General features: G+C 69.5%; 16 protein-coding genes, 1 tRNA gene and 1 pseudogene. 8 read left to right on the forward strand and 10 right to left on the reverse strand.

Features of this window, described 5'->3' with window-relative positions; all coding sequences use genetic code 11:
• Positions 1–132 precede the first annotated feature (132 nt).
• A complete protein-coding gene (locus AB4112_RS14110; protein ID WP_441720487.1) occupies positions 133–1,263 on the reverse strand; it encodes a sugar ABC transporter substrate-binding protein in 1,131 nt (376 codons plus the stop codon).
• A 251-nt stretch (positions 1,264–1,514) separates the two neighbouring features.
• On the opposite strand from AB4112_RS14110, the gene AB4112_RS14115 reads away from it, so the two are divergent.
• Together AB4112_RS14115 and AB4112_RS14120 are read left to right on the forward strand one after the other, a co-directional pair.
• Positions 1,515–3,044: a UxaA family hydrolase gene (locus tag AB4112_RS14115; RefSeq protein ID WP_309802248.1), complete on the forward strand. Its 1,530-nt coding sequence runs from the start codon at positions 1,515–1,517 to the stop codon at positions 3,042–3,044.
• Between the two features lie 186 nt (positions 3,045–3,230).
• Positions 3,231–4,403 (forward strand): fumarylacetoacetate hydrolase family protein, encoded by a 1,173-nt coding sequence (locus tag AB4112_RS14120; protein WP_441720489.1) that lies wholly within the window; start codon positions 3,231–3,233, stop codon positions 4,401–4,403.
• Positions 4,404–4,425: 22 nt separating this feature from the next.
• On the opposite strand, the gene AB4112_RS14125 is transcribed toward AB4112_RS14120, so the two are convergent.
• From AB4112_RS14125 to AB4112_RS14160, 8 genes are all read right to left on the reverse strand, one after another.
• Positions 4,426–5,193: an enoyl-CoA hydratase-related protein gene (locus AB4112_RS14125; RefSeq protein ID WP_441720491.1), complete on the reverse strand. Its 768-nt coding sequence runs from the start codon at positions 5,191–5,193 to the stop codon at positions 4,426–4,428.
• Between the two features lie 105 nt (positions 5,194–5,298).
• Complete coding sequence (locus AB4112_RS14130) at positions 5,299–6,495, reverse strand: TIGR03862 family flavoprotein (protein WP_441720493.1); 1,197 nt, start codon at positions 6,493–6,495, stop codon at positions 5,299–5,301.
• Between the two features lie 205 nt (positions 6,496–6,700).
• Positions 6,701–8,128: a gamma-aminobutyraldehyde dehydrogenase gene (locus tag AB4112_RS14135; RefSeq protein ID WP_441720495.1), complete on the reverse strand. Its 1,428-nt coding sequence runs from the start codon at positions 8,126–8,128 to the stop codon at positions 6,701–6,703.
• Between the two features lie 13 nt (positions 8,129–8,141).
• Positions 8,142–8,978 (reverse strand): ABC transporter permease, encoded by an 837-nt coding sequence (locus tag AB4112_RS14140; RefSeq protein ID WP_441720497.1) that lies wholly within the window; start codon positions 8,976–8,978, stop codon positions 8,142–8,144.
• Positions 8,968–9,912, reverse strand: coding sequence for an ABC transporter permease (locus tag AB4112_RS14145; RefSeq protein ID WP_441720499.1), 945 nt, complete (start codon positions 9,910–9,912; stop codon positions 8,968–8,970). Before AB4112_RS14145 ends, AB4112_RS14140 begins: the two co-directional genes overlap by 11 nt.
• Positions 9,909–10,964 (reverse strand): ABC transporter ATP-binding protein, encoded by a 1,056-nt coding sequence (locus tag AB4112_RS14150; protein WP_309802237.1) that lies wholly within the window; start codon positions 10,962–10,964, stop codon positions 9,909–9,911. The genes AB4112_RS14145 and AB4112_RS14150 overlap by 4 nt, the downstream gene beginning before the upstream one ends.
• A 184-nt stretch (positions 10,965–11,148) precedes the next feature.
• Positions 11,149–12,315, reverse strand: a complete 1,167-nt coding sequence (locus AB4112_RS14155) for an ABC transporter substrate-binding protein (protein ID WP_441720501.1) — start codon at positions 12,313–12,315, stop codon at positions 11,149–11,151.
• 108 nt (positions 12,316–12,423) lie between these two features.
• Entirely contained in the window at positions 12,424–13,338 is a 915-nt protein-coding gene (locus AB4112_RS14160) for a LysR family transcriptional regulator (RefSeq protein ID WP_309802235.1), read from the reverse strand.
• A gap of 354 nt (positions 13,339–13,692) precedes the next feature.
• On the opposite strand from AB4112_RS14160, the gene AB4112_RS14165 reads away from it, so the two are divergent.
• The 3 genes from AB4112_RS14165 (at position 13,693) to AB4112_RS14175 (ending at position 16,287) form a co-directional block, all read left to right on the forward strand.
• Complete coding sequence (locus AB4112_RS14165) at positions 13,693–15,069, forward strand: DEAD/DEAH box helicase (RefSeq protein ID WP_441720503.1); 1,377 nt, start codon at positions 13,693–13,695, stop codon at positions 15,067–15,069.
• Between the two features lie 61 nt (positions 15,070–15,130).
• Positions 15,131–16,132 (forward strand): tRNA dihydrouridine(20/20a) synthase DusA, encoded by a 1,002-nt coding sequence (dusA, locus tag AB4112_RS14170; protein ID WP_309802231.1) that lies wholly within the window; start codon positions 15,131–15,133, stop codon positions 16,130–16,132.
• An 80-nt stretch (positions 16,133–16,212) separates the two neighbouring features.
• Positions 16,213–16,287, forward strand: a tRNA-Val gene (locus AB4112_RS14175).
• A gap of 53 nt (positions 16,288–16,340) precedes the next feature.
• Here the strand turns inward: AB4112_RS14175 and AB4112_RS14180 are convergent.
• Positions 16,341–17,096, reverse strand: a complete 756-nt coding sequence (locus AB4112_RS14180) for an alpha/beta hydrolase (protein ID WP_309802230.1) — start codon at positions 17,094–17,096, stop codon at positions 16,341–16,343.
• Between the two features lie 119 nt (positions 17,097–17,215).
• Here AB4112_RS14180 and AB4112_RS14185 point away from each other — a divergent pair, with 119 nt between their 5' ends.
• The 3 genes and pseudogenes from AB4112_RS14185 to AB4112_RS14195 all read left to right on the forward strand — a co-directional run.
• Positions 17,216–18,055 (forward strand): DUF3108 domain-containing protein, encoded by an 840-nt coding sequence (locus AB4112_RS14185; protein ID WP_309802229.1) that lies wholly within the window; start codon positions 17,216–17,218, stop codon positions 18,053–18,055.
• 121 nt (positions 18,056–18,176) lie between these two features.
• A complete protein-coding gene (gene glmU, locus AB4112_RS14190; protein WP_309802227.1) occupies positions 18,177–19,535 on the forward strand; it encodes a bifunctional UDP-N-acetylglucosamine diphosphorylase/glucosamine-1-phosphate N-acetyltransferase GlmU in 1,359 nt (452 codons plus the stop codon).
• Positions 19,536–19,816 (forward strand): annotated as a pseudogene (locus AB4112_RS14195) (glutamine--fructose-6-phosphate transaminase (isomerizing)); the annotation flags it as partial. It abuts the gene before it with no gap.

The following is a 19,816-nucleotide window of genomic DNA, read 5'->3' on the forward strand; positions in this document are numbered from 1 at the left end:
AAAGACCCGTCATCGCGAGCCCCGGAGGGGCGTGGCGATCCAGCGGCACCGCTCTCTGGATCGCCACGGCGCTGCGCGCCTCGCGATGACGGCTTCAGGATCGGCATGAATTCCACGTGCCGAGGGCCGGTCCTACTTGTTGTCCGCGTTCTGGGCCATGATCTGCGGTGCCTTGAACGTAATGCCGCAGGGTTCGAACGCGTTCGGGGCGAAGAAGTCGACCGTCAGGTCCGACCAGTAGTTCTCGCCGTCCTTCAGCGTCTTGTAGTCCGCCACCGGGATCGGGATCGACACCATCTGCGGCATCGTCTCGCCCTTCAGCGCGGCGATCGCGGCCTTCATCGCGATGGCCACCAGGGCCGGCGACTGGCCGTAGGACAGGCCCTTCAGCCCCTGGTCCTTGTACTGGACGATCTGCTGGCGGAACAGGTTCTCGCCTTCGCCGGCCATCGGCACCAGCGGCTGCTTGGCGTCGAGCAGCGCCTGCACCGTGCCGTTCGACCCGCCCTGGGTGAAGATGCCGTCGAAATGGCCATGCACGGCCAGGGCGTCGGCGGTGGCCTTCTGCGAATCGCCCGGCGCCCAGTTGCCGACGACCTCGACGATGTCATAGGGCTTGCCCGAGGCCTTCATCGTGGTCTGGAAGCCTTCGTGCCGGTCGCGGTCGACCGAATTGCCCGGGACGCCGCGCACCTCGAGGATCTTGCCGCCGTTCGGCACGTTCTCGACCAGGAACTTGGCCGACATCACGCCCATGGCGGTCTGGTCCTCGTTGACCTGCATCACCTCGGTGGTGTCGAGGGTGTTGTCGAACGGCACCAGCACGACGTTCTTGCGGTTGGCCAGCTTGATCACCCGGTCGAAGCCGGTGGTGCTGACCGCGTTGACCACGATCGCGTCATAGCCCTGGTTGATGAAATCCTCGATCGCGCCCAGCTGCGCCGCCGCGTCGTTGCCGGTGGAGATCACCTTGAATTCCTTGATGTCCTTGGCGACATCCGGCAGCGCGGCATAGGCCTTGGCGGTCTGGATCATCTGGATGCGCCAGATGTTGCCGACGAAGCCGTTGACCAGGGCAATGCGGAACGGCCCCTGATGGGCGTCCCATTTCATGTATTTCGTGTCCTTGTCCCAGGGCGCGAAGCACTGGGGCAGGGCGCCCGGCCCGGCCACGATCTTCGGCGCGGCGGATGCCGGCACCGACAGCGCGGACACGGAGAGCAAGGCGGCCGCAGCAATTGCGGCGACATGGCGAAGCAGCATTCGGTCCTCCCTGAAATTGGGCTTTGCCCTGCGAACGATTGAAACTCGTCCGACATAATTTGCGAGGTGAATCTTGCTCCGAACCGGCCCCGGCGTCAATCATCAGACCGTTGCCCAAAAGGTGAGACTCCCCTTCGAATGGTGTGGAGGCCAGACCGGCGTTTCACGGGGATGGCGCGGCCCAAAAGTCCGACGTAAAGTGGGGCAGCCCAGGATTGCCAGGCAAAACCCAAGAGACCCGCACCAAGTCCATGCCCAGCCCCAGCCTCTTCATCCGCCTGAACCGCGATGACAACGTCGTCCTCGCCCGCGCCGACATCACGCCGGGCACGCCGATCCCGGAGGAGGGGGTGACCACTGCCGGCCATATCCCGGCCGGCCACAAGATGGCGACCCGCCCGATCGCGGCGGGCGAGCCGATCCGCCGCTACAACCAGATCATCGGCTTCGCCACCGAGGCGATCGGCACCGGCGAGCACGTCCATGTCCAGAATTGCGCCATGGGCGATTTCGAGCGCGACTACGCCTTCTGCGCCGACGCCAAGCCGACCGCGATGCTGCCGGAGTCGGAGCGGGCGACGTTCCAGGGCTTCCGCCGCGCCAACGGCCGCGTCGGCACCCGCAACTACATCGGCATTCTCTCGTCGGTGAACTGCTCGGCCACCACCAGCCGGATGATCGCGGCGCATTTCGAGCGCTCCGGCATCCTCGAGCAGTTCCCGCATGTCGACGGCGTGGTGGCGATCACCCATTCCACCGGCTGCGGCATGGCGGATACCGGCGAAGGCTACGACAACCTGCAGCGCACCCTGTGGGGCTATGCCCGCAACCCCAACTTCGCCGGGGTGCTGATGATCGGCCTGGGCTGCGAGGTCAACCAGATCGACTTCCTGCTCGAGGCCTATCAGGTCGAGCGCGGGCCGCTGTTCCAGACCATGAACATCCAGAACCTGGGCGGCACCCGCAAGACGGTCGACCATTGCATCGCCAAGGTGATGGAGATGCTGCCGGAGGCGGACAAGGCCCGGCGCGAGACCGTGCCGGTCAGTGAGCTGATGGTGGCGCTGCAATGCGGCGGCTCGGACGGGTATTCCGGCATCTCGGCCAACCCCGCCTTGGGCGCCGCGGTCGACCTGCTGGTCCGCCACGGAGGCAGCGCCGTGCTGTCGGAGACGCCGGAGATCTACGGCGCCGAGCACCTGCTGACCCGGCGCGCGGTCAACCGCCAGGTCGGTGAGAAGCTGATCGCCCGGATCAAGTGGTGGGAAGGCTACACCAGCCGCAACGGCGGCGAGATGAACAACAACCCGTCGCCGGGCAACAAGCGCGGCGGCCTGACCACGATCCTGGAGAAGTCGCTGGGCGCCGCGGCCAAGGGCGGCACCACCAACCTGGTCGAGGTCTACAAGTATGCCGAGCAGATGACGGCCAAGGGCTTCGTGTTCATGGACACGCCCGGCTACGACCCGGCCTCGGCCACCGGCCAGGTGGCGGGCGGGGCGCAGATCGTCTGCTTCACCACCGGCCGCGGCTCGGTCTCCGGCTTCAAGCCGGCGCCCTGCATCAAGGTCGCCACCAACTCCGCCATGTACCGGCACATGGAGGAGGACATGGACATCAACTGCGGCACCATCATCGATGGCGACGAGTCGATCGAGGCGGCCGGCCGCCGGATCTTCGACGTGTTCCTGGCGACGGCGTCCGGCGCCCAGACCAAGAGCGAGGCCCAGGGCTTCGGCGACAACGAGTTCGTGCCATGGCAGATCGGCGCGGTGATGTAAGGGGACTGGAGGTCCACTTTCTTTGTCATTGCCCGGCTTGACCGGGCAATCCAGGGGCCACCAAGAGCCGCTCCGGCCGCCCCTGGATGCCACGGTCAAGCCGTGGCATGACAGCTTAAAACTGGTGATTTGCGGTCAACCGACGCTTGCGAGACAAGCCCGGAAGAGAAGCGGGAAGGGACATCCATGAAGCAGTACATCTCGGTCGCGGCCAGCCTGCCGGCGGATGCCGATCGCGCCACGCTGGTCGGCCGGGTCTGGCTGCCGCAGGTGGAGGGGCCGGCCGTGGTCGCCCTGCGCGGCGGTCAGGTGATCGACATCACCCGCGCGGCGCCGACCATCACCGACCTGATCTCCGCCGCCGACCCGGTGGCGCTGGCCAAGTCCGACGGCCCGGCGATCGGCAGCATCGCCGACCTGCTGGCCAATGCCGACGAGACCAGCCGCGACGCGTCGAAGCCCTGGCCGCTGGCCCCGGTCGACCTGCAGGCGGTCAAGGCCGCCGGCGTCACCTTCGTCGCCTCGATGCTGGAGCGGGTGATCGAGGAGCAGGCGCGCGGCGACGCCACCAAGGCCGACGCCATCCGCCAGCGCATCGTCTCGATCATCGGCGACGACCTCGCCGCCATCCGCCCCGGCTCGGCCGAGGCGCAGCGGATCAAGGACGTGCTGCTGGCCCAGGGCGCCTGGTCGCAGTATCTCGAGGTCGGCATCGGCCCGGACGCCGAGATCTTCACCAAGAGCCAGCCGATGTCCTCGGTCGGCCTCGGCGCCGAGATCGGCATCCTCCCGATCTCGACCTGGAACAACCCGGAGCCCGAGATCGTGCTGGTGGTAGCGCCCAGCGGCACCGTCGTCGGCGCCACCCTCGGCAACGACGTCAACCTGCGCGACCTCGAGGGCCGCAGCGCGCTGCTGCTCGGCAAGGCCAAGGACAACAACGCCTCCTCCGCGATCGGCCCCTTCATCCGGCTGTTCGACGGCGGCTTCGGCATCGACGACATCCGCAAGGCCGACCTGGCGATGGCGGTGCACGGGCCCGAGGGCTACACCCTGCAGGGTCACAGTTCGATCTCGAAGATCAGCCGCGATCCGCTCGACCTCGCCGGCCAGCTGCTGGGCCCGAACCATCAGTACCCGGACGGGGCGGTGCTGTTCCTCGGCACCATGTTCGCGCCGACCGACGACCGCGACGCGCCGGGCATGGGCTTCACCCACAAGATCGGCGACATCGTCACCATCTCGACGCCCACGCTCGGCACCCTGGTCAACCGGGTGAACCACACCGACAAGATCGCGCCCTGGCAGTTCGGTGTCCGGGCGCTGATGGCCAGCTTGGCGAAGCGCGGGCTGCTGTAGGCACTAGCCTAGGCAACCCGTCCTAATCGAAGCGGCTGAAATCCGGCTTCCGCTTCTCCAGGAAGGCGGTGAAGGCCTCCTTGGCCTCGGCGGATTTCAGCTGGGTGCCGAAGGCCTCGACCTCCAGGGTCATGGCCTCGCGCACCGCGGCCTGGTGCGGCGCCCGCAGCAGCGCCTTGGTCTGGCGCAGCGCCGCCGGCGGCAGGGCGGCCAGCCGCGCCGCCACGGCGGTGAGTTCGGCGTCCAACGTGGTCTCGGCGATCAGCCGGGTGATCAGCCCGGCGGCCAGCGCCGCCTCGGCGTCGAAGCCCTCGCCGGTCAGCAGCCACCACGAGGCCTTCAGCCGGCCGGCGGCCGCGGGCAGCAGCAGGGTGGACGCCGCCTCCGGCACCAGGCCGAGCTGGACGAAGGGCAGCTGGAACCGGGCCGAGGGCGTGGCCAGCACCACGTCGCAATGCAGCAGCATGGTGGTGCCGATGCCGATCGCGGCGCCGCGGATCCCGGCGACCAGCGGCTTGGGAAAGGCGGCCAGCGCATCGAAGAAGTCCAGCACCGGCCGCAGCCCGGTCTCGCCGCCGGTGGCGAGGAAGTCGGCGATGTCGTTGCCGGCGGAGAAGTCGTCGCCGCCGCGCAGGATGACCAGGCGCACCGCCGGGTCTGCCGCGGCCGCCTGCAGGGCCGCGGTCAGACCCTGGTACATCGCCATGTTGATGGCGTTCTTCTTCTCCGGCCGGTTCAGCCGGATGGTCATGGCCGGGCCGTTGGTTTCGGTCAGGATCGGATCGGTCATGGCGGTGCTCCCTGGGTCGCTGCTGCGCCACGCTAGAGAGGTGATCCTATCCCTGTCGAGCGGGTTGCGCCGGGGCTACCCGCCGGCCGGCCCGTCGCAGAGGGATCAGCCGATCAGAGAGCGGGCGACGGCGACGCCGGTGGCGAAGCAGCCCTGCAGCAGGTAGCCGCCGGTCGGTGCCTCCCAGTCCAGCATCTCGCCGCAGGCGTAAAGGCCGGGCAGGGCGCGCAGTTCCAGGCCCGGCGTCAGCGCCTCGGCCCGGATGCCGCCGGCGGTGGAGATGGCGCGATCCAGCGGCCGGATGCCGGTCAGGCGCAGCGGCACCGCCTTGATCGCCGCAGCCAGTGCCTCCGGCGTCGCCAGAGCGTCGGGCGGGAAGCCCTCGCGCAGCAGCGGATAGGCCCAGCCGGGGAGTGACAGGGCGCGGCGCAGCCGGTTCGGGGCGCTGTCGCTGCTGCCGGTGTGGCCCAGCCGTTCCGAGGCCTCGGCCAGGCTCATGTCGGGTCTCAGGTCGAGCACCAGGGTTGCACTGCCCTCGCGCCCGATCGCCTCGCGCAGTTCGGGCCCGAGGGCGTAGACGGCGCCGCCCTCGATGCCGCTTGCGGTGATCACCGCCTCGCCTCGCACCATGCGTCCGGCGAAGGACAGGGCGATGCGCTTCAGCGGCGTGCCGGCGAAGCGGTCGCGCAGATGGCTCGACCAGGCGATGTCGAAGCCGCCATTGGCCGGGGCCAGGGGCGTGATCGCCACGCCGCGCGCCGCCAGGACCGGGGCCCAGGCGCCGGTGCCGCCGAGGCGCGGCCAGCTGGCGCCGCCCAGCGCCAGGATGGTGGCGTCGGCCTCGACCGGGGCCTCGCCCTCCGGCCCGTGCAGCACCGGCCGGCCGTCATCGGTCAGCCCCGTCCACTCGTGCCGGGTGTTGAATGTCACATTGAGGCTGTCGAGCCGGCGCAGCCAGGCGCGCAGCAGCGGCGAGGCCTTCAGGCTCTGCGGGAACACCCGCCCGCTCGACCCGACGAAGGTCGGGATGCCGAGGTCGTGGCTCCACGCCTGCAGGTCGTCTGGGGTGAAGGCGCGGACCAGCGGCTCCATCCACGCCCGGGCGGTCCCATAGCGGGTGACGAACTGGTCCAGCGGCTCGGAATGGGTCAGGTTCAGCCCGCCGCGCCCGGCCATCAGGAACTTCCGACCCACCGTCGGCATGCGGTCGTAGACGGTGACGCGCCGCCCAGCCTCGGCCAGGCGCTGCGCGGCGATCAGCCCGGCGGGGCCGCCGCCGATGATGGTGATGGACTGGGGCAAGGGGACAGCCGGATGTTGCGGGGCGCGGACCCTACCGCGTCCGGCCCCCGAGGCCAAGCCGCGTGCCGCAAGTCCGGTTCCCCACGCCCTATTCTGTCATGCCACGGCTTGACCGTGGCATCCAGGGCGGCCAAAGCGGCTCTGTGTGGCCCCTGGATTGCCCGGTCAAGCCGGGCAATGACAAGGAGTGGAGGGCGGAGTTGGGTCAGCTGAAGTTCATCATCACGTGCCGCAGCACGGTGTAGTCCTCCAGCCCGTACATCGACATGTCCTTGCCGTAGCCGGACATCTTCAGCCCGCCATGCGGCATCTCGGCGGTCAGGGTGAAGTGGGCGTTGACCCAGACGCAGCCATACTGCAGCCGGGCCGAGGTCTTCAGCGCCGTCTTCACATTGCTGGTCCAGACCGAGGAGGCGAGGCCGTAGTCGCTGTCATTGGCCCAGGCGATCGCGGCGTCCGGGTCGTCGAAGCGGGTGACCGAGACCACCGGGCCGAACACCTCCTTGCGCACGATCTCGTCGGTCTGCAGCGCGCCGGCCACCAGGGTCGGCTTGAAGAAGAAGCCGCCGCCCTCGGCCTTGCCGCCGCCGGCCAGGATCTCGGTGTGCTTCTGCGCCGCCGCGCGCTCGACGAAGCTGGCCACCCGCTCGCGCTGGCGCTCGCTGATCAGCGGCCCGATCTCGCTCGCGGCATCGTCCGGCGCGCCGTATTTCAGGGTGGAGACGGCGCTGGCCAGGTCGGCCACCAGGCGGTCGTAGATCTTGGGCCCGGCATAGACCCGACAGGCGGCGGTGCAGTCCTGGCCGGCATTGTAGAAGCCGCCGGCGCGCACGCCCGCCACCACCGCCTCGAGGTCGGCGTCGTCGAACACCAGCACCGGCGCCTTGCCGCCGAGCTCGAGATGGGTGCGCTTCAGGGTCTTGGCCGCGGATTGCAGCACCTTCTGGCCGGTGGCGATGTCGCCGGTCAGCGACACCATCCGCACCTGCGGATGGCTGGTCAGGGCCGAGCCGACAGTCTCGCCGCGCCCGGTGACGATGTTGATCACGCCCTTCGGGAACAGCTCGGCCAGGGTGCGAGCCAGGCGCAGCGCGGTCAACGGCGTCTGCTCCGACGGCTTCATCACCACGGTGTTGCCGGCGGCCAGCGCCGGGGCGACCTTCCAGGCCAGCATCATCAGCGGGTAGTTCCACGGCGCGATCGACCCGACCACGCCGATCGGGTCGCGCCGGATCATGCTGGTGTGGTTGGCGACGTATTCCCCGGCGGCCGACCCGGTCAGGCAGCGGGTGGCGCCGGCGAAGAAGCGGAAGGTGTCGACGATCGCCGGGATCTCGTCCTCCAGCACCCGGGCGTAGGGCTTGCCGCAGTTCAGCGATTCCAGCCGGGCATAGGTCTCGGCGTCGCGCTCGATCGCGTCGGCCAGCTTGAGCAGATGCCCCGCGCGCTGGGCCGGGGTGGTCTGCGACCAGCCGTCGAAGGCCCGCGCCGCGGCGGCGACGGCCTGGTTGAGCTGGGCCTGCGAGGCTTCCGGCACATCGACCACCAGCGTGCCGGTCGCCGGGTTCAGCACCTTCTCGGCCGGGCCTTCGCCGCGGACCAGGGCGCCGTCGATCAGAAGCTCGATGTCCATGGACTGTCTCCGTTTACTTGCCGGTTCCCGAGAAATCATGGGTGTCGCGGGTCAGGTAATAGGCGCCGAGGATCGGCAGGAAGGTGACGACGATGACGATGATGGCGACCACATTGGTCACCGGCCGCTGCCGCGGCTTGATCAGCTCGGTCAGCATCCAGATCGGCAGGGTCTGCTGCTGCCCGGCGGTGAAGGTGGTGACGATGACTTCGTCGAAGCTCAGCGCGAAGGCCAGCATGCCGCCGGCCAGCAGCGCGGTGGCGATGTTCGGCAGCACCACGTGGCGGAAGGTCTGGAACCCGTCGGCGCCGAGGTCCATCGACGCCTCGATCAGCGAGCCGGAGGTGCGGCGGAACCGGGCCAGCACGTTGTTGTAGACCACGACGATGCAGAAGGTGGCGTGGCCGATGACGATGGTCCAGAAGCTGAACGGGATCTCCAGCAGCGCATAGGCCGAGCGCAGGGCGATGCCGGTGATGATGCCGGGCAGGGCGATCGGCAGGATGATCAGCAGCGACAGCGTCTCGCGCCCGAAGAACTTGCTGCGCCAGACCGCGGCCGCGGCGCAGGTGCCCAGCACGATGGCCAGCAGCGTCGACATCGCCGCCACCCGGACCGACAGTCCCAGCGCCGCCCAGATGTCCGGCCGGTCGAACCAGGCCACGCCGAACCAGTGCAGCGTCAGGTCCGGCGGCGGGAACTGGAAGGTCTTCTCGTCGCTGGAGAAGGCGTAGAGCAGGATGAACAGCAGCGGCAGGTGCAGGAACAGGATGCCGCCGAGCGCCGCCAGCCGCAGCCCGTGCGGGGCGCGGATGCCGCTGGTGACCTTGCCCTTGGCATCAGAGCGCATCGAAGGCCCCCAGGCGTTTCGCCACGGTGAGGTAGATGCCCATGATCACGATCGGCACCACGGTGAAGGCGGCGGCCAGCGGCACATTGCCGGCGGTGCCCTGCAGCTGCAGAACCACCTGGCCGATGAACGGCCGCGACGACCCGATGATGCCGGGGATGATGTAGTCGCCCAACGTCAGCGAGAAGGTGAAGATCGATCCGGCGACCACGCCCGGGAAGGCCAGCGGCAGGATCACGGTGCGGAAGGTCTGGCCGGGCCTGGCGCCGAGATCGGCCGAGGCTTCGGTCAGCGACCGCGGCACCCGCTCCAGCGACGCCTGCAGCGGCAGGATCATGTAGGGCAGCCAGATGTAGGTGAACACCAGGGCGGTGCCGATATAGGCGCTGGACAGGGACGGCCCGCCGACCACCGGCAGGGCCAGGATGCCGTCCAGCAGCCAGGTTAGGTGCAGCTGGCCGGCCAGCCAGGTGATCACACCCTCGCGGGCCAGGATCAGCTTCCAGGCATAGACCTTGACCAGGTAGCTCGACCACAGCGGCAGCATGATCGCGATGTAGAACGCCGCCTTGGCCCGGCCGCGGGCGTAGCGCGCGACGTAGTAGGCGATCGGAAAGGCGATCAGGGCGCAGATCACGGTGACGGCGGCCGCCATGGTCGCCGTGCGCAGCACGATGTCCATGTTGGCGGCGGTGAACAGGTCGCCATAGGTCGACAGGGTGAATTCCGGAACGATCATCCCGGTGAAGCCGTCGACCGAATAGAAGCTCTGCAGCAGCAGCGCGAACAGCGAGCCGAGATAGATCACCCCGAGCCACAGCACCGGCGGCACCAGCAGCAGGATCAGCACCAGCCAGCCGTTGCGGTACAGCAGGCGGGAGGCGCGGCGGCCGAAGCCGTCCGCGGCCGGGGCGGGCAGGGTGGCGGCGATCATGCCGCGACATCCGCTTGCGGATGCGCCGCGACGTCCGCCAACGGATGGGCGTGGTCGCGGCGCCAGCTCAGCCGCACGGCCTCGCCGGGTGATTTCGGCGCGGTGTCGAGGTTGGATTCGATCACATCGATGGCACCGCCGGGCGCCAGCGCCACGCGGTAGCGGGTGGTGGCGCCGAGGAAGCTGACGCCGTCGACCGTGCCGGCGACCTCGACCGAATCCGCCGGCACGGCCTGGCCGTCGACCAGGATGCGGATGCGCTCCGGCCGCAGGGCGAAGGCCCGGTCCTGGCCCATCAGCTTTCCGGCGGTAGCGGCGTCGACCATGTTGGAGGCGCCGACGAAGCCGGCGACGAAGGCGGTGGCCGGGCGGTCGTAGATCGCGCTCGGCGTGTCGATCTGCTCGACCCGGCCGAGGTTGAACACCGCCACCCGGTCGCTCATCGCCAGGGCCTCGCCTTGGTCGTGGGTGACATAGACGAAGGTGATGCCGACCTGGCGCTGCAGCGCCTTCAGCTCCTCCTGCATCGCCTCGCGCAGCTTGAGGTCGAGGGCGCCGAGCGGTTCGTCCAGCAGCAGGACGGAGGGGCGGTTGACCAAGGCGCGGGCCAGGGCGACGCGCTGGCGCTGGCCGCCGGACAGTTGGGCCGGCCGCCGCCCGGCGAAATCGCCGAGCTTGACCATGCCGAGCATCGCCTCGGCCTGGCGGCGGCGTTCGGCCTTGGGCACCCGGCGGATCATCAGGCCGTAGGCCACGTTCTCCCAAACGCTCATATGCGGGAACAGGGCGTAGTCCTGGAACACGGTGTTGACGTCGCGGTCATAGGGCGGGGTGGCGGACACGTCGCGGCCGTGCAGCAGCAGGTGGCCCGCGGTCGGCTGCTCGAAGCCGGCGATCAGGCGCAGGCAGGTGGTCTTGCCCGAGCCGGAGGGGCCGAGCATCGAGAAGAACTCGCCGTCGCGGATCTCGAAGCTGACGTCGTTGACCGCTCGCACCGCCCCGAAATGGCGGCTGACATGGTCGAAGCGGACGGCGCTGCTGCTGTCGGTCATGGGTATGCCGTGCCTTGCTGATAGGCGAGCGGATGGCGAAGCGTTGTCCGCCGCAATACACATCGTCATTCCCGCGGAAGCGGGAATCTCTTCGGGTGATGTCCCTTTGAGATCCCCGCTTTCGCGGGGATGACGGAAGAAGAGTGGGAGCGGCGTCCCAGGATCCGGAACGCCGCTCTAGGACCTATCTACCGCCCAGGATGGCGATGTAGTCCGTGGTCCAGCGCAGATACGGGACGCAGCCTTCCGGATGGTCGGTGCATTGCTGGCGCGGCGTGGTCCAGAAGTGGATCTTGTCGAAATTGTCGAAGCCGTTGGCCTTGCAGCCCTCGGCGCCGAGCAGCTCGTTGCCCTCGCAGGCCGCCGGCACCACCGGCACCGAGCCGAACCAGGCGGCCAGGTCGCCCTGCGCCTTCTTGTTCAGCGAATGCTCGATCCACTTGTAGGCGCAGTTCGGATGCGCCGCGTCGGCGTGCAGCATGGTGGTGTCGGCCCAGCCGGTCGCGCCTTCCTCGGGGATGACGCTGGCGATCGGCTTGTTCTGCGACTTCAGCAGGTTGACCTGGAACGGCCAGGTCGAGGAGGCGACCACGCCCTCGTTGATGAAGTCGTCGACCTGCACCGCGGCGTCGTGCCAGTAGCGCACCACCAGCTGGCGCTGGCCGCGCAGCAGGTCGGTCGCCGCCTTGTACTGCTCCTCGTTCAGCTGATACGGGTCCTTGATGCCCAGCTCGGGCTTGTGCTTCATCAGGTATAGCGCCGCGTCGGCGATGTAGATCGGCCCGTCATAGGCCTCGACCCGGCCCTTGTTCGGCTTGCCGTCGGGCAGGGTCTGCGGCTCGAACACCACGCTCCAGCTCTTCGGTGGCTCCTTGAACACCTCGGTGTTGTAGGCCAGCACGTTCGGCCCCCACTGGTAGGGCACGCCGTAATGCTTGCCGTCGACGGTGAACCAGGGCGCGTCCTGCAGCCGCTTGTCGACGGTCTTCCAGCTCGGGACCAGGTCGGTGTTGATCTCCTGCACCCGCTTTCCGTAGATCAGGCGCAGGCTGGCGTCGCCGGAGGCGGTGACGAGGTCGAAGCCGCCCTCGTTCATCAGCGCCACCATCTCGTCCGAGGTGCCGGCGATCTTGACGTTGACCTTGCAGCCGGTCTCCTTCTCGAAGCCGGTGACCCAGTCATAGGCCTTGTCGGTGTCGCCGCGCTCGACGTAGCCGGCCCAGGCGACGATGTCGACCTGGCCTTCGCCCGCGCCGATCGCCGTCAGCGGCGCGGCAACGGCCAGGGTGGTGGTGCAGAACACGGCCAGGGCGCTGCCCAGGGCCAGGCTCCGGCGTAGACGCGATCCCATCTTGTTCTCCCCGTTGTTCGTTCGACGTCGTTGGGAAGAAGCGTAGGTCCGTTGCCGGGATGGCGAGAAATATGAAATATCCTGATTTTCTATCGGTAAAACCGATGGCTAAAGCGACCGCAGCCGTGGAGCCGGGTGCGTCCGCGCCACCTGGATGAAGGTCTCGGCCTGGACCGAGAGGGGCGAGCCGCGGCGCCAGACCACGCCGACATCCAGCGTCGGCAGCGGGTCGGCGATCGGCCGCGCCTCGATCCGGTCGCCTTCCAGCGACCACGGGCGGTAGGCCATGTCGGGCAGGATGGCGACGCCGGCGCCGGTCGCCACCAGGCTGCGCACGGCCTCGACCGAGGCGGTGCGCAGCACCCGCTCCGGGATCAGCCCGGCGGCCCGCCAGAACAGGTCGCTGGCCTCAACGATCTCGTCCACCGCCAGGGCGATCAGCGGCTCGCCGACGATCTCGGCCAGCGGGATCGCCTCGCGCCCCATGAAGCGGTGGTCCGGTGGCAGCCACAGCCGGCTTTCGGAGCGGACCAGGACCTCGCTCTCCAGCGCGTCGCGGTTCTCCAGGGTCGAGACGATCATCACCGCGACCGTGATCTCGCCGTTGATCAGCAGATGCTCGATATAGGTGCGCTCCTCCTCGATCACCTGCACCGTGACGTTGGGGAACACCCGGCGGAACCGGGCCAGCAGGTCGGCCAGGAAATAGCCGGAGACCATGGTGGTGACACCGAGGGGCAGGGTGCCCTGGACCGCCTCGGGCAGGGTCTTCAGCGCGTTCTGGGCGTCGGCCACCGCGGCCAGGATGACGCGGGCGTGGCGCAGGAACTGGTGGCCGGGATAGGTCAGGATCACGCCGCGGGCGTGGCGCTCGAACAGGCGCGCGCCGGTCTGCTCCTCCAGCGCCTTCAGCGCGTCGGTGATCGCCGATTGCGAGATGCCGACCGCCGCGGCGCCGCCGGAGACCGATCCGGCCTCGGCCACCGCGGTGAAATAGGCGATCTGGCGCAGAGTGACGTTCATGGGGTCGAGCGTCCCGCGCGGCGGGGATTATCTGCAAGAAAAATCGATGGCTGGCGCTATCACTCAAGCGAAACCGAACGGAAATAATCGGTCGCGCAGCGCAGGTCAGGATTGCAACCCTCGGCGGGGCTTGACTTTTGTGCGCTGCGCAACGACATTCCGGTCGCTGCAGAAGCAGCCGTCGGCAACCGATCGCGTGAACGCGCCCCTTGGGGATGTGTCCTGTCGGTCCCGATCGAATCCATCCGACTGCCCAGATCGCGCGGGGCGTCATCGTCAACCCCGCGCTCTTCCCCACGACGCCCGTACACACGGAGTCGGTGGTTCGGCGTCGTCGTTACCGAAAGCACCCTTTTGACCAATTTCACTGATCTCGGCCTCAATCCGCTCCTTCTTAAGGCGCTGACCGCCGAGAACTACGAGACGCCGACGCCGATCCAGGCGCAGGCCATCCCCCATCTCATGCAGGGCCGTGACCTGCTGGGCGTCGCCCAGACCGGCACCGGCAAGACTGCCGCCTTCGCCCTGCCCATCCTGCACCGCCTGATGGCCGACCGGCGCACCGCGCCGCGCCGCGGCTGCCGCGTGCTGGTGCTGAGCCCGACCCGCGAGCTGGCCAGCCAGATCGCCGAGAGCTTCCGCGTCTACGGCCGCCACCTGCCGCTGACCCGCACCACCGTGTTCGGCGGCGTCGGCATGGGCCCGCAGATCCGCACCATGGCGCAGGGCGTCGACGTCCTGGTCGCCACCCCGGGCCGCCTGCTGGACCTGATGTCCCAGGGCGCCATCCGGCTCAGCGACCTCGAGGTCTTCGTCCTGGACGAGGCCGACCAGATGCTGGACATGGGCTTCATCCATGCCATCCGGAAGATCGTCGCCACCATCCCGGCGAAGCGCCAGAGCCTGTTCTTCTCGGCCACCATGCCGACCGACATCGCCGACCTCGCCGGCCGCCTGCTGACCGACCCGGTCAAGGTGGCGGTGACCCCGGTCGCGACCACGGCCGAGCGGATCGAGCAGCGCGTCATGTTCGTCGAGAAGGACGACAAGCGCTCGCTGCTGATCGAGATCCTGCGTGACGAGGCCATCCGCCGCGTCCTGGTGTTCACCCGCACCAAGCACGGCGCCGACCGCGTCGCCAAGCAGCTGACCCAGGCCGGCATCAACGCCGATGCCATCCACGGCAACAAGTCGCAGAGCCAGCGCGAGCGGGCCCTGCTGGGCTTCCGCAACGGCAAGGTCCGGGTGCTGGTGGCCACCGACATCGCCGCCCGCGGCATCGATGTCGACGGCGTCACCCATGTCGTCAACTTCGAGCTGCCGAACGTGCCGGAAAGCTACGTCCACCGTATCGGCCGCACCGCGCGCGCCGGCGCCGAGGGCATGGCGATCTCGTTCTGCGATGTCGAGGAGCGGGCGTTCCTGCGCGACATCGAGAAGCTGATCCGCCAGCCGGTTCCGGTGGTCGAGGACCACGCCTACCGCTCGACCGTGCCGTTCCGCCAGGGTGGGGCCGGTCCGGCCCCGCGCCAGAACCAGAGCCGCGGCCGGCCGCATGGCCAGGGGCAGCGGCCCCAGGGCCAGCGCCCGCATGGCCATGGTCATCAGGGGCAGGGCCAGCGTCCGTCGCACCAGGGCCATGGCGCCGATCGTCCGGCGCGCCAGGTAGCGGCCCCGGCCAATGACGGCGGCTCCGCGCCGATGCGTCGCCGGTCGCCCGCCGGCCGGTAAGGTAACCATGACGGCCGGGGCCAAGGCTTGGCTCCGGCCGGTTTGACAGTAGACTGCGTCCATGCCGCGCAATCCCACGCACCGCCTCTCCGTGGCGCCGATGATGGACTGGACGGACCGGCATTGCCGGTTTTTCCTGCGCCTGATCTCGCGCCACGCTTTGCTCTACACCGAGATGGTGACCACCGGCGCGGTGCTGCATGGCGACCGCGACCGCATCCTGGGCTTTTCCGGGCCCGAGCATCCGGTCGCGCTGCAGCTCGGCGGCAGCGACCCCGAGGCGATGGCGAAGTCCGCCGCGATCGGGGCCGAGCGCGGCTATGACGAGATCAACATCAATGTCGGCTGCCCCAGCGACCGGGTGCAGTCCGGCCGTTTCGGCGCCTGCCTGATGGCGGAGCCGGCGACCGTCGCCGCCTGCGTTTCGGCGATGCGCGCCGCCTGCGACGTGCCGGTCACGGTGAAGTCGCGCATCGGCATCGACGACCGCGACAGCTACGAGCTGCTGGCCGAGTTCATCGGCACCATCGCCGCCGCCGGCTGCGACACCTTCACGGTGCATGCCCGCAAGGCCTGGCTGAGCGGGCTGAGCCCGAAGGAGAATCGCGAGATCCCACCGCTGCGCTACGATGTGGTGCACCGGCTGAAGCGGGATTTCCCGCACCTCACCATCGCGATCAACGGCGGCATCACCTCGCTCGACGCCGCCGAGGCGCAGCTGGCGCTGGTCGACGGCGTGATGATCGGCCGCGAGGCCTACCAGAACCCCTGGATGCTGGCCGAGGCCGACCGCCGGATCTTCGGCGACAGCGACGCGCCGGTCCGCAGCCGCCAGGAGATCGTCGAGGCGTTCCTGCCCTATGTCGAGGCGATGCGCTCGCAGGGCGCGCCGCTGGGCGCCATGACCCGCCACCTGCTGGGCCTGTACCAGGCGGTGCCGGGCGCCCGCGCCTTCCGCCGCCACATCGCCGAAAACGCCCATCGCGCCGGGGCCGGGCCGGAGGTGCTGCGCACCGCCGTCGACCTGGTCGAGAGCGCGATCGAACAGCGCCGCGCGGCCTGACGAAAAGACAGTCGGGCCGCCGCATTGCGGCCTTGACAGCCGGGACGCCGCCCCGTACTTAAGCGGCCCCGACGACGCGGGGGCGCGTAGCTCAGCGGGAGAGCACTCCCTTCACACGGGAGGGGTCACAGGTTCAATCCCTGTCGCGCCCACCATTCCTTCCCCGATCGTCGATCCCATCCCTGCCGGCAGGCCGCCCAGCGGCGCTTCAGCCCAGCGCAGCCTTCAGGAAGGCCAGCGCCGCCTGCCAGTTCGCTTCCGCGCCGCCGGGATTGCGCGCTGCGATCAGCGTCGACGAGCCGTGGACGCCGCCCTGGCTCGGCACATACTGCACCTTCACCTGCGCCGGCGATGCCGCCAGGATGGCGCGGGCCGCGGCGATCTCTCCCGCATCCTGGGCCGAGGTCACGAAGACCGGCGCGCGCAGCTGCGCCGACGCCCGGCGGACCGCGTCCGACGGGTTCAGGTATTCGCCCGGCGAGAAGGCGAGCACGGCCCGCACCGCCCCGGGATGCTCCGCCGCGACCAGGAAGACCAGCGCCGCCGAATAGCTGCTGCCCCACAGGACCAGAGGCTGGTGCTGCGCCTCGCCCCAGCGCAGGGCACCCTCCAGATCCTGCTTCGCGGCGAGGTAGCCGGGGTCGCGGCCCAGGCCGGCGGCGGTCTCGTTGACCCCGAACAGGGATCCGCCGGACCGCTGGTCGACCGCGAGCGCGCTGTATCCCGCCGCCGCCAGCCGCGGCGCGATCGTCGCATACTCGTCCTTGCTCGATCCCGCCTGATGGAACAGCAGGATCAGCGCCTTGGGGGTCGCGGCGGGATAGTAGCGGGCGTGGACCGTCACGCCGTCGCTGGCCTGGAAGGTCAACGGCGTGGCCTCCGGCGGCGGCGCTGCCCCCGCAGGCTGGAGACCGGCGGTTGCCAGCAGGGCGGCGGCGAGGAGGGTTGAGAGGATGCGCATCATCCCGGCTGTTCGCCGACCACGCCCAGGATGTTTCACGGCCGGCCCCTGGATATCGCCGCAATCGCGCCCCAGTTTCTCTGCAGTTTGACGAACGCCACCGCAACGATCATCGAGGCAGCATGCCCCGCGCGTTTCCGACCCTCGCCGCCGCCGCGTCCCTCGCTTTGACCGCCACGGCGCCGGCCCTGGCGGCCGACGCCCAGGCCCGCATGACCTATGACGTCTATGTCGGCGGCCTGCGCATGCTCGAGGTGGAATCGGGCCTGGCCCTCGGCGCCGACCGCTACGACGTCGACCTGTCGGCCCATGTCGTCGGCATCGCCGCCGCCTTCAGCGACTGGCGCTCGAACGTGCGGTCGAGCGGGGCGGTGGACGGGCCGCGGGTGCAGCCGGCCCGCAACGTGGTGCAGCGCATCAACGGCGACAGCGACAAGACCACCACCATCACCTTCCTCGGCGGCGGCAAGATGGATGTCGAGATCGTGCCGAGCACCAAGCCCAAGCGCGAGCAGGCCATCCCGCCGCAGCAGCTGGTCCACGCCCTGGACCCGATGAGCGGCGTGGTCTCGATCCTGCAGGCCATGCATGTCGGCGCCGCCGCCTGCACCGGCCAGGTCCCGGTGTTCGACGGCCGCCGGCTGTACCGCGCCGATCTGGCCGATGGCGGCACGGTGATGCTGGATAAGGCGGAGCAGGGGATGTATGGCGGCCAGGCCCAGCGCTGCACCATCTCGCTGACCCCGATGGTCGGCGACTTCAACTTCGGCGACGAGCGGCGCAACGCCAAACCGACCGAATACCTGCAGCGCACCTCGCGGGCGCCGGACCAGCGGGTGATCACGACCTGGCTGGCATCGCCCGGCGGCAACCTGCCGGCGGTGCCGGTGCGGATCGAGAGCGAATCCCCCTGGGGTCGCGTCATTGTGCATCTGCGGGCGGTTGCGGCCGGCGCCTCCTGATCCCCTGGCCGATGGGTGCCGTCGCAGGGCGTAACCCGGCGAAACAATAATTGAATTCCGGTTTGCCGATCACCGTGGCAGACCACTATGCGCGATCCCGTGACGCTGGAGCCCGAGCCAAGTGAGTGCTGTCGCCTGCCTGATCCTCGCCGCCGGCAAGGGCACCCGGATGAAGTCCGACCGGCCCAAGGTGATGCATGAGATCGCCGGCCGGTCGATGCTGGGCCATGTCGTCGCCGCCGCCCAGGCGCTGTCGCCGGAGCGGATCGTGGTCGTGGTCGGCCCGGGCATGGATGCGGTGGCCAGGAGCGTCGCCCCGGTCCCCACCGTGATCCAGCCCGCCCAGAAGGGCACCGGCGACGCGGTGCGGGCCGCGCTGCCGGCGATCGCGGGTTTCGAGGGCGACGTCATCGTCCTGTTCGGCGACACCCCGCTGCTGTCCCCGGCGACGCTGGAGCGGCTGATCGAGGCCCGCCGCGCCGCCGCCGACCCGGCGGTCGTGGTGTTGGGCATGCGCCCCGCGGACCCGGCCCAGTACGGCCGGCTGGTGCTGTCCGGCCAGGGCGGGCTGGACCGCATCGTCGAATTCTCCGAGGCCGATGAGGTCGAGCGCGGCATCGGCCTGTGCAATGCCGGCATCATGACCTTCGACGGCCGCCGGCTGCCGGAGCTGATCGCGGCGCTGCGCGACGGCAACGCCAAGGGCGAGTTCTTCCTGACCGACACGGTGGCCGCCGCCCGCGCCCGCGGCTGGGCCTGCAGCGTGGTCGAGGGCGATCCCGACGAGGTGCTGGGCATCAATTCGCGGGTCGAGCTGGCCGACGCCGAGGCCATCCTGCAGGACCGGCTGCGCCGCCGCGCCATGATCGAGGGCGCCACCCTGGTCGACCCCAAGACGGTGTGGTTCTCGTCCGACACCAGGATCGGGCGCGACGTGGTGATCGGGCCGTCGACCTTCTTCGGCCCCGGCGTCACGGTCGAGGACAGGGTCGAGATCCTGGGCTTCAGCCATATCGAAGGGGCGACGATCCGCACCGGCGCCCGCATCGGGCCCTTCGCCCGGCTGCGGCCGACCACCACGGTGGGCGAGGGGGCGCATGTCGGCAATTTCGTCGAGCTGAAGGCCGCCGACCTCGCGGCCGGCGCCAAGGCCAACCACCTGACCTATCTCGGCGACGTCTCGGTCGGCGCCAAAACCAACATCGGCGCCGGGACCATCGTCTCGAACTACGACGGCTACAACAAGTTCCGCACCAGCATCGGGGCCGAGGTTTTCATCGGCTCGGACACCGTGCTGGTGGCGCCGCTGACGGTCGGCGACGGGGCGAATATCGCCGCCGGCAGCGTCATCACCCGCGACGTGGCGCCGGATTCGCTGGCGATCGGCCGCGCCCGGCAGGAGGACAAGCCCGGCTGGGCCCCCGCCTATCGTGAGAGGAAACGGGCCGAAAAGGCCAAACGTGAGCGGGAGAAGAGCTGAATGTGCGGCATTGTCGGCATCGTCGGGACCAAGCCGGTCGCCGGCCGCCTGGTCGAGGCGCTGAAGCGCCTGGAGTATCGCGGCTATGATTCCGCCGGCATCGCGACCCTGGTGGGCGGGCGGATCGAGCGCCGCCGGGCCGAGGGCAAGCTGGCCAACCTGGAGCGGCGGCTGGGCGAGGCCCCGATCGACGGCACCATCGGCATCGGCCACACCCGCTGGGCCACCCATGGCCGGCCGAACGAGACCAACGCCCATCCGCATGCCACCGACCGCGTCGC

The sequence above is a fragment of the Inquilinus sp. 2KB_23 genome, assembly GCF_052115705.1.
GTDB classification, from domain to species: domain Bacteria; phylum Pseudomonadota; class Alphaproteobacteria; order DSM-16000; family Inquilinaceae; genus Inquilinus; species Inquilinus ginsengisoli_A.